Source organism: Streptosporangium sp. NPDC023615 (assembly GCF_040640155.1).
Classification (GTDB): domain Bacteria; phylum Actinomycetota; class Actinomycetes; order Streptosporangiales; family Streptosporangiaceae; genus Streptosporangium.
On the sequence record NZ_JBFABE010000075.1, the window covers coordinates 25,882 to 39,659 of the forward strand.

At 71.8% G+C, this 13,778-nt stretch carries 12 protein-coding genes; 9 read left to right on the forward strand and 3 right to left on the reverse strand.

Translation table 11 applies throughout. From position 1 onward, the window contains the following. Window positions 1–17 precede the first annotated feature (17 nt). Entirely contained in the window at window positions 18–488 is a 471-nt protein-coding gene (locus tag AB0G16_RS33270) for a MarR family transcriptional regulator (protein ID WP_362814087.1), read from the reverse strand. A 91-nt stretch (window positions 489–579) separates the two neighbouring features. On the opposite strand from AB0G16_RS33270, the gene AB0G16_RS33275 reads away from it, so the two are divergent. The 8 genes from AB0G16_RS33275 to AB0G16_RS33310 all read left to right on the forward strand — a co-directional run bounded on the left by AB0G16_RS33275 (window position 580) and on the right by AB0G16_RS33310 (window position 8,079). Further along, a complete protein-coding gene (locus tag AB0G16_RS33275) occupies window positions 580–1,008 on the forward strand; it encodes a nuclear transport factor 2 family protein (RefSeq protein ID WP_362814089.1) in 429 nt (142 codons plus the stop codon). A 24-nt stretch (window positions 1,009–1,032) separates the two neighbouring features. After that, the gene (locus AB0G16_RS33280; RefSeq protein WP_362814091.1) at window positions 1,033–1,599 is read left to right on the forward strand and encodes a GNAT family N-acetyltransferase; all 567 of its coding nucleotides are present in this window, start codon (window positions 1,033–1,035) and stop codon (window positions 1,597–1,599) included. A gap of 89 nt (window positions 1,600–1,688) precedes the next feature. Next, a complete protein-coding gene (locus AB0G16_RS33285) occupies window positions 1,689–2,183 on the forward strand; it encodes an NUDIX hydrolase (protein WP_362814093.1) in 495 nt (164 codons plus the stop codon). Between the two features lie 74 nt (window positions 2,184–2,257). Then, window positions 2,258–2,587, forward strand: a complete 330-nt coding sequence (locus tag AB0G16_RS33290; RefSeq protein WP_362814095.1) for a DUF5709 domain-containing protein — start codon at window positions 2,258–2,260, stop codon at window positions 2,585–2,587. 657 nt (window positions 2,588–3,244) lie between these two features. Continuing rightward, window positions 3,245–4,372, forward strand: a complete 1,128-nt coding sequence (locus AB0G16_RS33295; protein WP_362814097.1) for a pectate lyase — start codon at window positions 3,245–3,247, stop codon at window positions 4,370–4,372. Window positions 4,373–4,383: 11 nt separating this feature from the next. Beyond that, window positions 4,384–5,457, forward strand: coding sequence for a pectate lyase (locus AB0G16_RS33300; RefSeq protein WP_362814099.1), 1,074 nt, complete (start codon window positions 4,384–4,386; stop codon window positions 5,455–5,457). A 176-nt stretch (window positions 5,458–5,633) separates the two neighbouring features. Further along, the gene (locus AB0G16_RS33305) at window positions 5,634–6,668 is read left to right on the forward strand and encodes a right-handed parallel beta-helix repeat-containing protein (RefSeq protein ID WP_362814101.1); all 1,035 of its coding nucleotides are present in this window, start codon (window positions 5,634–5,636) and stop codon (window positions 6,666–6,668) included. Between the two features lie 163 nt (window positions 6,669–6,831). Beyond that, complete coding sequence (locus AB0G16_RS33310) at window positions 6,832–8,079, forward strand: serine hydrolase domain-containing protein (RefSeq protein ID WP_362814103.1); 1,248 nt, start codon at window positions 6,832–6,834, stop codon at window positions 8,077–8,079. On the opposite strand, the gene AB0G16_RS33315 is transcribed toward AB0G16_RS33310, so the two are convergent. Continuing rightward, the gene (locus AB0G16_RS33315) at window positions 8,076–8,729 is read right to left on the reverse strand and encodes an HAD family hydrolase (RefSeq protein WP_362814105.1); all 654 of its coding nucleotides are present in this window, start codon (window positions 8,727–8,729) and stop codon (window positions 8,076–8,078) included. The two genes, AB0G16_RS33310 and AB0G16_RS33315, sit on opposite strands and share 4 nt — an antisense overlap. Window positions 8,730–8,847: 118 nt before the next feature. On the opposite strand from AB0G16_RS33315, the gene AB0G16_RS33320 reads away from it, so the two are divergent. Beyond that, window positions 8,848–9,471, forward strand: a complete 624-nt coding sequence (locus AB0G16_RS33320; RefSeq protein ID WP_362814107.1) for a Uma2 family endonuclease — start codon at window positions 8,848–8,850, stop codon at window positions 9,469–9,471. A gap of 91 nt (window positions 9,472–9,562) precedes the next feature. Here the strand turns inward: AB0G16_RS33320 and hrpA are convergent, their stop codons facing one another. Beyond that, complete coding sequence (gene hrpA, locus AB0G16_RS33325) at window positions 9,563–13,459, reverse strand: ATP-dependent RNA helicase HrpA (RefSeq protein WP_362814109.1); 3,897 nt, start codon at window positions 13,457–13,459, stop codon at window positions 9,563–9,565. Window positions 13,460–13,778: the final 319 nt, after the last annotated feature.

A 13,778-nucleotide genomic window follows, 5' to 3' on the forward strand; every position in this document is an offset into this window, starting at 1 on the left:
CCCCCCTCGCCCCCGTCTCAGGCGCCGTCCCGGGTGCCGTCGTCCGGGAGCTGTCCCGCGTGGTGGTCGAGCACCCGGCCGAGCAGCGCGACCAGGTGGCGCCGCTCGTCGGCCGAGAGCGGGGCGAGCAGGTCGTCCTGCACCCCGTCGAGCACCCCGTCCATCCGGCGCAGCCGCGACCGGCCCGCGTCGGTGATCGTCACCGTGTTGCGCCTGCGGTCGGCGGGGTCGGGGGCGCGCTCGACGAGCCCCTGACCGGCCAGCTCGTTGACCGCGTTCACGACGTCGCTGCGGTCGACGCTGCACCTGCGCCCCAGCGTCGCCTGGCTCATCGGCCCGAACTCCTCCAGGGCGGCCAGCAGGCGGTAGTGGTACCCCCGCGCGTCCGTCTCAGCGAATCCCGCGAACACCAGCCGCCGCGCGTGCACGGCGAGCTGGGTGATCAGCCAGCTCGGCTTGGCGGACAGGCGGCTCGGAGGCGACTCCATGAACGGTCACCCTAACAGAATCGTTGGCAGGACCCACAGTTTTCGCTAACGTTGGTCACACCAACAACATAGGCCGACCCGGAGAGGATCGATGACCGTGCTCACGGATCTGACGGACCGCCACGCGCTGACCGACCTGGTGGCGCGCCTCACCCGCTGGCTGGACGACTCCTGTGCCGCGCCCGCCCTCGACGGCGAGGGCCTGCGCGCCGTCTACTCCGAGGACGCCACCGTCCGCAGCCCGCGCGGCGGCGCGCGGGGCGTCGACGCGGTGCTGGAGTACGTGCGGCGGACCACCTCCCCGGGCGAGCACACGCAGCACTTCACCACCGACGTGCTCGTCGACCTCGACGGCGACCGGGCCGACGTCACCGCCAACCTGCTGGTGTACCTCTTCCGTCCCGGCCAGGCGCCCCACCGCACCGTCGGCCTGCGCTACGCGTTCACCGCCGCGCGCCTGCCCGGCGGATGGCGGTTCACCCGCGCCGAGATCACCCCGGCCTGGTTCCAGGGCACCTGACGTCCGCGCGTACGATCTCACCTCATGAAGAAAGGATCGTTCTCCTCCGGCGGCGCCTCCCGGGTCGCGCGACCGGCCTTCCGCGTCGCCGGGGCCGAGGACGTGCCCGCCCTGGTCTCCCTGATCGAGTCGGCGTACCGGGGGGAGTCGAGCCGGGCCGGCTGGACGACCGAGGCGGATCTGCTGGAGGGGCAGCGGACCGACGCCGAGGGCGTGGCGGCCGTGCTCCGGGAGCCGGGCAGCCTCATGCTGCTCGCGGAGTCCGACGGCGAGATCGTCGCCTGCTGCCAGGTGGAACGCCGGGAGGAACACGCCTACTTCGGGATGTTCGCCGTACGCCCCACCCTGCAGGGCGGCGGCCTCGGCAGGACGCTCCTGGAGCGGGCCGAGCGCCTGGCCCGCGACGAGTGGGGCGCGGCCGAGATGCGGATGACGGTGATCTCGGCCCGCGAGGAGCTCCTGGCCTGGTACGTGCGCCGCGGCTACACCCGCACGGGCGAGAGGTCGGCGTTCCCGTACGGCGACGAGCGCTTCGGCGTGCCGACCCGCGAGGACCTCGAGTTCGAGGTGCTGGTCAAGGGACTGACCTGACGGCACGCCGGGAGGACGCGGGACGGGCGAGGGACGGCGCGGCGGGCCGCGCCCCTGGCACGGCCCTCGCAGACGGTAGCGTGATCGGGATGAGCGAGACCTACCTCGAACCCGCGGAGTGGTTCGCGACCCTGCCCAGCGTGTTCGTCTCGGCCGGCATGCTGCTCACCGACGCCGACGACCGGGTGCTGCTGGTCAAGCCCAACTACCGGCCCGGCTGGAACTTCCCCGGGGGGATCGCCGAGGAGGGCGAGGCGCCGCACGACTGCGCCGCGCGCGAGATCGCCGAGGAGCTCGGCGTCTCCGTCGAGCCGGGCGGGCTCCTCGTGGTCCACTGGTCGCCGCCGCTCCAGGAGCGCCCCCGGCCGCTGGTCAACTTCCTGTTCGACGGCGGCGTCCTGGCCGATCCCTCCCGGATACGGCTCCAGGCCGAGGAACTGGACGAGGTGGCGTTCCTGCCCTGGGGCGAGGCGGCCGCGCTCCTGCCGTCGAGCCTCTCCGCGCGCCTGCGCACGGCGCGCCTCGCCCGGGCGGACGGGCACCCCCGCTACCTGCCGGGAGGCCCCGCCGAGACCGCCGAATGAGGGGCACGAGGATCCGCCGCCCCACCGAACCGTTGACCTGGTGATTCACGACGGCAAAAGGGTAGGGCGGCGGTATGAGCGAACTACCCCCAGACCGCGAGGGTCTGAGCGACGAGCAGGCGGTCGAGGTCGCGGAGTGGACCGACGACCGCGGGATCAACCACGAGATCGCCGAGCACGACGACCAGCACCGCGACACCCTTGACGAACGCCTCCGGCGGGAGGCGCCGGACCACGAGCGTCCCCCGCGCGAGGACTTCCGCCTGGTGGCGCCCGACGAGGGCGGGAGCCCGGACGAGACGCCCGAGGAGTACGCCACGGACGTGGGCCCGGACGACGACGACCTGTCCGCCGAGGAGCGTGCCGTCCACATCGAGCCCGACATCGAGTACCGCGACGTCTGACCCCGCGCCGGACCGACCGTGACCCCGGACACCCCCGGGTCCCGCCCCACCGGCGGGACCCGGGGGTGTCCCATGTCCGCCGCCCTTCCCCAGGAGGGGTCCGCGCCCCGGGGCCCTCACGCCCGAGGCCCCGCCGGAGGGGTCCCACGCCCCGGGGCGAGCCCCACCCCACCCCCGGCCCCCGGCCCCGCCCCCCGGCCCCCGGCTCCCGGCTCCGGCGCGAGACGTTCCCGGAGCGTTGACAGAAATCTGTCGGAAACATAAACTCACGGTGTTGGGAAAGCGCTTTCCGGAGCACTCGCCCGGAGGTTTTCCCTCGCCGCGAGGTGGTGGTGCCATGGTCGCCCTCTGATCCGAGTCTCCCTTCTCCGAGCGCGGTGACCGTCCCCGCCTCGCGTCCCGCGACGCCGCGGGCTCACCTTCCGGGCGACCGGCCCCGGCGGGCGAGCACGACCTCGTCGCCGGGCTCCCCTCACCGTTCCCGGCGCACCCGCCGTCCCCGTACATCCCGGGAGGCCCCCCGGAACCTCCGGACACCCCGGGACCACGACCCGCGCGCCGGCGAGCCGCCCATCGCGGCCCCCGTACTCCTCTCCCGGCATGACGCCGCCTGACAGCATGCCGCCGCGACAGCGGCGTGCAGAGAGCAGAGAACACATGTCCCTCCCCACCACCCCGCCCCCGCGGCCCGCTCCGGCGGCACCGCCCGGACCGCCCGGACCGCGCACGGCCACCGCCCCCTTCGCGCGCGGCCCGCGCACGGCGCTCGTCCTGGGCGCGATCGCCCTGCTCATCGCCGCGCTGACCGGCACCACCACCGCCACCGCCACCGCGCGGACCGGGGCGCAGGGCGCGGACCCGGTCGACGCCATGGTCGGCTTCGCCACCGTCAACGCCCTCGGCCAGAACGGCACCGTCGGCGGTGCCGGAGGACCCACGGTCACCGCGACCACGACCGCGCAGTTCCTCGACTACATCTCCCGCCCGGGACCGTACGTCATCCGGGTGAGCGGCCGGATCACGCTGCCCAAGGGCTCCAGCGACGGCATGCACAACGTCACCTCCGACAAGACCATCGTCGGGGTCGGCGCGAACGCCGCGCTGGTCGGCGGCGGGCTGAACATCGGCCTGCCGGTCAGCGACTCCGTCACCTCACCTCCGGCGAACGCCGTGCACAACATCATCATCCGCAACATCGCGTTCTCCGGCGCCACCGACGACATGATCAACGTGCAGATGTTCAGCCACCACGTCTGGATCGACCACAACGACTTCTCCGACGGGGACGACGGCGCGGTCGACATCAAGCGCGGCTCCGACTTCGTGACCGTCTCCTGGAACAGGTTCCACGACCACGACAAGACGCTGCTGCTCTCCCACGACGAGGACGCCGGCCCGCAGGACATCGGCCGCCTGCGCGTCACCTACCACCACAACTTCTTCGACGCCTCCGACCAGCGCCACCCCCGGGTCCGCTTCGCCGGCGTCGTGCACGTCTACAACAACTACTACCGGGACAACAGCTACGGCATCGCGTCCACCTACGACGCCGGCGTGCTGGTCGAGAACAACTACTTCTACAGCGTCAACAACCCGGGCCGGGTCGAGTTCAGCGGCGACCTCGGCCGCCTGGTCGAGCGCGGCAACATCCTGGTCGACTGCAATCACCCCATCGAGACCCGGGGCACGGTGACCGAGCCGCGCACCTACTACTCCTACGCCCCGGATCCGGCGTCCGCGGTACCGACCGTCGTGCCCGCCGGCGCCGGCGTCGGGAAGATCTGAGGGAGACGAAAATGATCACTGACGACCTCGCCCGTCCCGTCGTACGGCGCCGCCGCCGTCCCGTCGCCGCGGCGGCCCTCCTGATCGCCGCGCTCGCGGGCGCGGGCGGCGCCGCCCACGCCGACACCTCCGCCTCGGACCTCGCGTCGGGCTCCGGCGCGGCGGCGGGCACCGCCGGAACGCTCGCGGCGGCCTGCACCGGCTCTCCCCTGGGTTTCGCGTCGGTCAACGCCGCGGGCCAGAACGGCACCACCGGCGGCGCCGGAGGCCCCGTCGTCACCGTGAACACGGCCGCCGCGCTGAAGGACCACGTCGGCCGTCCCGGGCCGTACGTCATCCAGGTCTCCGGCCGGATCCAGGTCTCCGGCATGCTGACCGTGGTGGCCGACAAGAGCATCCTGGGCCTGGGCACGACCGCGGAGATCACCGGCGGCGGCCTCCAGCTCGGCTCGACCACCCGGCCGGGCAACAACGTCATCATCAGGAACATCCGGTTCACCGGCGCGGAGGACGACTCGATCAGCGTCACCAACAAGGCGCACCACGTGTGGATCGACCACAACGACCTCTCCGACGGCTACGACGGCCTGCTCGACATCAAGCGGGAGTCGGACTTCGTCACGGTCTCGTGGAACCACTTCCACGACCACAGCAAGTCGGCGCTGCTGGGCCACTCGGACAACTACACGGCCGACATCGGCAAGCTCCGCGTGACCTACCACCACAACTTCTTCGACGGCACCGACCAGCGCCACCCCCGGGTCCGCTTCGCCGAGCCGGTCCACGTCCTCAACAACTACTACCGGAACAACGCGCTGTACGGCGTCGCCTCCACCGAGAACGCCGGCCTGCTCGTCGAGGGCAACTACTTCCAGAACGTCGCCCACCCGATCCACGTCGGCTACGACAAGAGCGGGCCCGGCCGGGTGGTCGAGCGCAACAACCTCTACGTCGGCTCCGGCACCCCGCAGACGGCCGGCACGGTCGTCGAGCCGCGCACGTACTACTCCTACACCGTCGACGACCCCGCGACCGTCCCGGCGAAGGTGTCCGCCGGCGCGGGCGTCGGAAAGATCGGCTGCTGACGGACCGGGCCGCCGCCCTCCGCAACCCCCGCCCCCCGCTCCGGCGGGCGGCGGCCCCCTCTCGGCACGCCCCGCTCTCCGCACACCCCGCCTTCCGCGTACGTCCCGGCCCCGTGCCCCCCGCACGCCTTACGCTCCCGCACGCCTTACGCTCCCCGCCCCGAAAGGCAGACGCCATGCCCCAGCCCCTGACCGGCCACGTCTCCCGGCGCGCGGCCCTGCGCGCCGTCGCGGCCGGCGCCGTCCTGGCCGCCGCCCTCCCCTCCGTGCCGGCCGGCGCGAGCGCCACCTCCGCCGTCACCGCCGCCGGTTCCGCCGTGGCGGCGGCGCCGGTCGGCTTCGCCTCGGTCGACGCCCTCGGCCGGAACGGCACCACCGGCGGCGCCGGCGGCCGTACGGTCACCGTGACCGATGCCGCGTCGTTCCTGGAGCACATCGACAGCAAGGAAACCCTGATCATCCGGGTGGCCGGCACCATCGAGATCTCCAGCAAGCAGGGGGTGCGGCCCAACAAGACCATCATCGGCGTGGGCACCTCCGGCCACATCACCGGCGGCGGCCTGGACTTCTACCGGTCGTACAACGTGATCGTGCGCAACATCCGCTTCACCGACGCCGAGGACGACGCCGTCAACGTCGGCCGGGAGTCGCACCACATCTGGATCGACCACAACACCTTCTCCGGCGCGGTCGACGGCTCGATCGACGTGGTGCGCGGCGCCGACTACGTCACCGTGTCGTGGAACCACTTCGACCACGCCGACAAGAGCATGCTGATCAGCCACTCCGACGGCGCCGCGGGCACCGACGTCGGCCACCTCAAGGTGACGATCCACCACAACTTCTTCGACAACAGCCGCCAGCGCCACCCGCGCATCCGTTTCGGCGAGCCGGTGCACGTCTTCAACAACTACTTCCTGGGCAACGAGCTGTACGGCGTCGCCTCCACCGAGAACGCCGGCGTGGTCGTGGAGGGCAACTACTTCCAGGACGTGCCGCACCCGCTGTACTCGGCGAGCGGCTACGCCGACAGCGGGCCGGGCCGGGCGGTGCAGCGCAACAACGTCTTCGTGAACTCCGGGACGCCCGAGACGGCCGGGACGGTCGTCGAGCCGCGCACCTTCTACGCGTACACGGTCGACCCGCCGGCCGGCGTCCCGGCGTCGGTGCGCGCGGGCGCCGGCATCGGCGCGCAGTGGGGCGGCCTCTAGTGCCGCCTGAGGCGCCGTCCGCCGTGACGGGTCGACGGTGACCCGGCGGCGCGCGGTGAGCGAGCCCGCCTTGCCGCCGGGTAAGCCCGCCTTACCCCGCGCCCACGGCAGTCGCGCCGTAGGGCAAGCCGGTACAGGAAGCGGAGGACGCATGCTGGGCGCCATGACCATTCGTCGATTCGGTACGCTCGCCTCGCGGCTGGGAGCCGCGACCCTGGCCGCCGCGCTGCTCGCGGCGTCCCCCGCGGCCGCCGCCGACGGCGGCCTCGACCGGCAGAGGCTGCGCCAGACGCTGGAGGCCGTGCACGAGGCCGGCATGTACGGTATCTACTCGAACGTCGCGGACGGCCGGCGGAGCTGGAAGGGCGCCGCGGGCGTCGCCGATGTCGAGACCCGCCGCCCGATGCGTCCCGAGATGGCGCACCGGGCCGGGAGCATCACCAAGTCGTTCGTCGCGGTGGCCGTGTTACAGCAGGTCGGTAAGGGCACGATCGAGCTCGACGCCCCCGTCGGCCGCTACCTGCCGGATGTCATCCCGGGTGAGCGCGGGCGGCAGATCACCGTGCGCATGCTGCTCAACCACACCAGCCACATCGCCAACCACACCGGGGTGATCTTCCCGACGGTGGAGAGCCTGGACGCCAACCGCTTCCGCGCCTTCTCGCCGGAGGAACTGGCGCGGGCGGGGCTCGGCGCCCCCGCGACCGGGCAGCCGGGGGTGACACCCGGGGCGTACTCGAACACGAACTTCGTCATCGCCGGCCTGCTGCTGGAGAAGGTGACGGGCGTGAGTGCCGAGCGGTACATCACCGACCACGTCTTCCGCAGGGCCGGGCTGCGGCACACGTCGTTCCCGCGTACGCCGTACCTGCCCGGGCCGAGCTCCAAGGCGTACGAAGCGCTCTACGGGTTCTTCGACCCGCCCAAGGACTACAGCGTCTACGACATGTCCTGGGCCTGGACCTCGGGTGCGGTCGTCTCGACGATGGAGGACCTCAACCGCTTCTTCCGGCTGCTGCTGCGCGGCGAACTGCTCGACGCGGCCCTGCTCGCCGAGATGCGGAAGACCGTGTCCATCCGGTCGTTCTCGGGCGCCGTGTTCGACTACGGTCTCGGGATCTTTCCCCTCGACCTGCCGTGCGGCAGGTTCTGGGGGCACGACGGGAGTGTCCCCGGCATGCAGACCTTCGCGTTCTCCGACGCGGACGGCAGCCGCCGGTTCGCCTTCGGCACCAACCTGAGGAATTACCAGCGGCTCGACGAGAACGGCAACCCGGTCACGCACGCCATCGACTTCGCGATCGGGGACCACCTGCTGGAGGCGGCGTGCGGGCCCGGCGCGGGGTCGGCGGGCAAGGCGGCGCGGCCGCTCTCGCCGATCGGCGTGGACGGGGGCACGGCCACACCCTAGGTCAGGATCGCGACCAGGGCGTGCAGGTCGTCGACGATGTGATCCGCGCCGCCCGCCCCGGAGGCCTCGGGGCGGGCCGCGTGCAGGTGTCCCCACGGCCCCCTGCGGATCAGCGCGGTCCGCATGCCCGCCGCACGGGCGGGCAGGACGTCGTTGTCCAGCCGGTCGCCCACGTAGAGGATCTCGCCGGGCTCGCGCCCGGACACCTCGGCGACGCGGGCGAAGAACTCCGGGGCGGGCTTGGCGACGCCCCAGCCGTCGGAGGTGTGGATCGCGTCGACCGGCAGGTCCATCGCCAGCAGCGCGTCCCGCGCCTGCGGCGGCTGGTTGCCGGCGACGATCAGCCGGTGGCCGAGGGCGCGCAGCGCCGTGAGCGCGGGGCGGACGTCCGGGTAGAGGTCGTCGGCGTCGAAGTTCACCCGCAGGCCGTCCGGCTCGTCGCGCTCCCACGCCTCCTGCTCGGCCTCGACGTCGAAGCCCGGCCGCAGCAGCCGGAAGGCGTCCTCGAACGACCGGTCCAGCGCGGCCATGCCGCCCAGCACGCCGAGCATGGTGAACCGGGTGACGCCCAGCCGGTCGGCCCAGCGCGACCAGATGCGCGTCTCGTCGATCAGCGTCTCACCCACGTCGAACACCAGCGCCCGGACCACGATCTCCCCTTCCGCTCGGGTCCACGATCGTACAAGCCCGTACGCACCTCGCCCGGACGGCCTCACATGGAATACTCAGGGTGCATGTTCGGACACGAAGGGATACAGGTCGATGGCGATGACAGCGTCTCAGCGATCCACCCAGCGCACCGCGCCCCAGCCGCCCGCCCGGCCGGAAGCACCGGACGACCGTCCACTGCCTCGCACCCCGAGGGAGATCTTCGAGTCCCTTCCCCCAGCCCTGTGCCTTCGCGCCGAGATCATCGACGGGAACCTCATCGTGAGCCCATCCGGCATTCCGCAGCACGGCCGAATCGCCATGCGTCTCGCCTTCGCCCTGCAACCCGTCCTGGAGAAGCAGGGCTGGGAGAGCTTCGCGGGAAACGTCGACGTCTGCATCGAGGGGCCGCGCGACACGATGGTCCCCGACTACTGCGTGGTCCCCGTGAACGCCCCCCTCTGGGGTGATCGCGAGATCCTCTCCTCCGGGCTCGTCCTCGTCGCGGAGATCGTCTCGCCCGGGAGCATGGAGATGGACCGCGCCGTCAAGCCCCGGATCTACGCGGGCTGCGGGGTCCCGATCATGATGATCGTCGACCCGGTCGCCTCCCCGCCGATGGTCACCGTCCTCAGCGACCCCGAGGAGGGCACCTACCGGACCACCACTCACACGCAGATGGGCAAGCCGCTCCGGATCCCCTCCCCCGTCGATTTCGACCTCGACACGTCGATCTTCCTCTGACCTCCGTCCCCGCCGCGGCCCCCCTCCGGCCCCGGCGGCGCCGGTCCGAAGGCCCCGGCCGCGCCGGTTCGGAAGAACCCTCGCGCGGGCCTCAGAGCTTCTCCATCGCCTTGCGGATGCGCTTGTCGGAGATCGAGTACGGGGTGCCGAGGGTCTGGGCGAAGTAGCTGACCCGCAGCTCCTCGATCATCCAGCGGATCTGGCGGACGTCGTCGTCGCCCCGGCGGCCCGGCGGGAGCTTCTCGACCAGCTCGTGGTAGTCGTCCTCGATGTCGTGGACCCTGTCCATCCGCTCCCGGTCGCGGAAGGCGTCGTCGTGCACCTTCTCCAGCCGCCGCTCGGCCCCCTTGAGGTAGCGCAGCAGGTCGGGCAGGCGCGCGTAGCCGGTCTCGGTGACGAACCCCGGGTAGACCAGGCCGGCCACCTGCTCGCGGATGTCCTCGACGGCGGGGGTGGAGCGGGAGGCGGGCAGCAGCGTCGAGACGGTGTGCCAGACCTTGAGGATGCTCTCGACCCTGGCGACCACCTCGGCCGCGGTATCGTACAGCTCGGCGCGGACCTTGTCGTACAGGGCGGCGTAGGCCGCCTTGTCCCAGACCACGCCGCCGTACTCGCTCATGAGCCGGTCGACGGCGCAGGTGACGCAGTCGTCGAACAGGGCGGCGGCCCCGGAGTGCGGGCTGCGGCTCAGCGCCAGCTTGGACTGGTTGCCGAGGGTCCCCAGGATGCTCTTGGCCGGTGAGGGGATGTTCAGCAGCAGCATCCTGCGGGTGCCCTCCCACATGGCGCGGCGCTGCTCGGCCTCGGTCTCGAACATCCGCACGGCCACGGTGGCGCCCTCGTCGGCGAGCGCGGGGTAGGCCTTCATCCTGCCCTGCTCGAACGTCCTGGGCAGGGCGTCCATGGCCCAGCCGGTCAGGCCGGACCTCTCCAGGCCGTCGGCGGCCCGGGAGAGGGTCTGGCGGAGCTTGGGGGCGAGCCTGCGCTTGAGGTCGGCCAGGTCCTTGCTCTCGGCGAGGTTCTTCCTGCGGCCGTCGACCACCCGGAAGGTGATCTTGAGGTGGTCGGGGACCAGGTCGGGCTGCCAGGCCTCGCGCGGCACCTGGATGCCGGTGAGGTTCAGCAGCTCGCGTTCCAGCACCGCGAGCAGCGGTTCCCGGGTCGGCTCGGCGCGGGCGAGGACCTGCTTGGCGTAGTTGGGGGCGGGCACGAAGTTGCGCCGGATCTGCTTGGGCAGGCTCCGGATCAGCGCGGTGAGCAGTTCCTCACGCAGGCCGGGGATCTGCCAGTCGAAGCCCTCGACGTTGACCTGGTTGAGCAGCGCGAGCGGGATGTGGGCGGTGACGCCGTCGGCGTCGGTGCCGGGCTCGAACTGGTAGGTGAGGGGGAAGCGCAGGCCGCCCTGGCGCCAGACGTCGGGGTAGTCGCGCTTGCTGACGTCGCCGGCCGTCTCGCTGATCAGCATCGACTTCTCGAAGCTGAGCAGGTCGGGCTGATCGGTCCTGGTCTTCTTCCACCAGGAGTCGAAGTGGCGCCCGGAGACGACGTCGGCCGGGACGCGCCGGTCGTAGAAGTCGAAGAGCGTCTCGTCGTCGACGAGGATGTCGCGGCGCCGGGCCCGCTCCTCCAGCTCCTCGACCTCCTCCAGCAGCCTGCGGTTCTCGGCGAAGAAGGCGTGGTGGGTCTCCCAGTCGCCCTCGACCAGGGCGTGCCGGATGAACAGCTCCCGGCTCAGCTCGGGGTCGATGCGACCGTAGTTGATCTTGCGCTGGGCGACGATCGGCACCCCGTACAGGGTGACCTTCTCGTACGCCATCACCGAGCCCTGCTTCTTCTCCCAGTGCGGCTCGGAGTAGGTGCGTTTGATCAGGTGCTGGGCGAGCGGCTCGACCCACTCGGGTTCGATCTTGGCGTTGACCCGGGCCCAGAGCCGGGAGGTCTCCACCAGTTCGGCGGACATCACCCACAGCGGCTGCTTCTTGGCGAGCGCCGAGCCGGGGAAGATCGCGAACCGGGCGTTGCGGGCGCCGATGTACTCCGTCATCGGCCTGCGCGGCTCGTTCGGCGGACGGCGCCCGCCCCCGGCGTCGGCGGTCTTCTTGTCGATGTCCTTGACGCCGACGTGCGAGAGCAGTCCCGACAGCAGGGACATGTGGATCTTCTGCTCGTCGCCGGGCGTCGTGCCGGGGAGGACGCCGAGGGATTTCGCGGTCTGGCGGAGCTGGCCGTAGACGTCCTGCCACTCGCGGACGCGCATGTAGTTGAGGAACTCGGCCTTGCACAGTCGCCGGAACGCGCTGGAGGAGAGCTCCTTCTGCTGCTCCTGGAGGTACTCCCACAGGTTGAGGTAGGAGACGAAGTCCGACTCCTTGTCTGCGAAGCGGCGATGGTGCTCGTCGGCGGCCTGCTGCTTGTCGGCCGGGCGTTCCCGGGGGTCCTGGATCGACAGGGCGGCGGCGATGACCATGACCTCGCGGACGCAGCCGTTGCGGTCGGCCTCCAGCACCATCCGGGCCAGGCGCGGGTCCACCGGCAGCCCGGCCAGCTTGCGGCCGAGCGGCGTCATCTGCCGGGCCTGGTCGAAGGCGCCCAGCTCCAGCAGCAGGTCGTAGCCGTCCCTGACCTGGCGCTGGTCGGGCGGCTCCACGAACGGGAAGGCCGCGATGTCGCCCAGGCCGATCGAGGTCATCTGCAGGATGACCGAGGCGAGGTTGGTGCGCAGGATCTCCGGGTCGGTGAACTCCGGCCGGGTGAGGAAGTCGTCCTCCTCGTACAGCCGGATGCAGACGCCCTCGGAGACGCGGCCGCAGCGGCCCTTGCGCTGGTTGGCCGAGGCCTGGGAGATCGCCTCGATGGGCAGGCGCTGGACCTTGGTGCGGTGGCTGTAGCGGGAGACGCGGGCGAACCCGGGGTCGACGACGTACTTGATGCCGGGCACGGTCAGCGAGGTCTCGGCCACGTTGGTGGCCAGCACGACCCGGCGGCCGGTGTGACGCTGGAACACCCGGTGCTGCTCGCCGGCCGACAACCGGGCGTACAGCGGCAGGATCTCGGCGTCCTTGCGTCTGGAGAGCGCCTCGGCGGTGTCGCGGATCTCCCGCTCGCCGCTGAGGAAGACCAGGATGTCGCCCGGACCCTCGGCGCAGAGTTCGTCGACGGCGTTGCCGATCGCCTGGATCTGGTCGTCGTCCTCGGCGACCGGCCGGTAGCGCACCTCCACCGGGTAGGTACGGCCGGAGACCTCGATGATCGGGGCGTCGCCGAAGTGCTTGGAGAAGCGCTCGGGGTCGATGGTGGCCGAGGTAATGACGATCTTCAGGTCGGGGCGGCGCGGCAGGAGCTGCTTGAGGTAGCCCAGGATGAAGTCGATGTTGAGGCTGCGCTCGTGCGCCTCGTCGACGATCAGCGTGTCGTACTGGTCGAGGTCGCGGTCGTGCTGCAGCTCGGCCAGCAGGATGCCGTCCGTCATGACCTTGACCAGGGTGCCCTCGCCCACCTGGTCGGTGAAGCGCACCTTGTAGCCGACGGCCTCGCCGAGCGGGGTGTCGAGCTCCTCGGCGACGCGCTCGGCCACGGTGCGGGCGGCGATGCGGCGGGGCTGGGTGTGCCCGATGAGGCCCCTGACGCCCCGGCCCAGCTCCAGGCAGATCTTCGGCAGCTGGGTGGTCTTGCCGGAACCGGTCTCACCGGCCACGATCACGACCTGGTTGTCGCGGATCGCCTCCAGGATGTCGTCCCTGCGCCGGCTGACGGGCAGCGCCTCCGGATAGGTGATCGCGGGGACGCCGTCGCGGCGGCGGGCGACGCGCTGCTCGGCCCGTTCGATGTCGGAGGTGATCTCCGCGGCGATCTTCTGCTGGGCGGCACGGTTCCTGACCTTGCGCGCGCCGTCGAGCCTGCGGCGCAGGCGCCGCTGGTCACGGAGCGTGAGCTCGGGCAAGCGCGCGTGCAGCTCGGAGAGCGGAGATGTCAAAGGAGGCGTTCCCATACTGAGACCCAGGATACTTTCGGCCCGCGAGTGAAGACTCCCCCGTGCCCGCGAGGGCGCACGGGCCGAGGATTCCGCACCCGGGCCGGAACCCGCGGACGGGCCCGACCGTCCATGCTGCCCGAGTCGCCGCGCCGGCGCATCCGGATATCCGGCGGCCGCACGGCGATCGGACCAGGGAACCGGGAAGCGCCGTACGGCGGAGCCGGGGAGCGCCGTGCGACGGGTGCCGGGCACAGGGAGAGGCCCCGCCCTCCCCGGGTGGCCCCGTCCCCAGCGGCCGTCCGGGACCCGGACGGAGCGGGTGGCCGCCGGGGCG

Coding starts and splice junctions, on each gene's coding strand:
- AB0G16_RS33270 (WP_362814087.1), bottom strand. CDS start 488: ATGGAGTCGCCTCCGAGCCGCCTGTCCGCCAAGCCGAGCTGGCTGATC.
- AB0G16_RS33275 (WP_362814089.1), top strand. CDS start 580: ATGACCGTGCTCACGGATCTGACGGACCGCCACGCGCTGACCGACCTG.
- AB0G16_RS33295 (WP_362814097.1), top strand. CDS start 3,245: ATGTCCCTCCCCACCACCCCGCCCCCGCGGCCCGCTCCGGCGGCACCG.
- AB0G16_RS33305 (WP_362814101.1), top strand. CDS start 5,634: ATGCCCCAGCCCCTGACCGGCCACGTCTCCCGGCGCGCGGCCCTGCGC.
- AB0G16_RS33320 (WP_362814107.1), top strand. CDS start 8,848: ATGACAGCGTCTCAGCGATCCACCCAGCGCACCGCGCCCCAGCCGCCC.
- AB0G16_RS33285 (WP_362814093.1), top strand. CDS start 1,689: ATGAGCGAGACCTACCTCGAACCCGCGGAGTGGTTCGCGACCCTGCCC.
- AB0G16_RS33310 (WP_362814103.1), top strand. CDS start 6,832: ATGACCATTCGTCGATTCGGTACGCTCGCCTCGCGGCTGGGAGCCGCG.
- AB0G16_RS33300 (WP_362814099.1), top strand. CDS start 4,384: ATGATCACTGACGACCTCGCCCGTCCCGTCGTACGGCGCCGCCGCCGT.
- AB0G16_RS33280 (WP_362814091.1), top strand. CDS start 1,033: ATGAAGAAAGGATCGTTCTCCTCCGGCGGCGCCTCCCGGGTCGCGCGA.
- hrpA (WP_362814109.1), bottom strand. CDS start 13,459: ATGGGAACGCCTCCTTTGACATCTCCGCTCTCCGAGCTGCACGCGCGC.
- AB0G16_RS33290 (WP_362814095.1), top strand. CDS start 2,258: ATGAGCGAACTACCCCCAGACCGCGAGGGTCTGAGCGACGAGCAGGCG.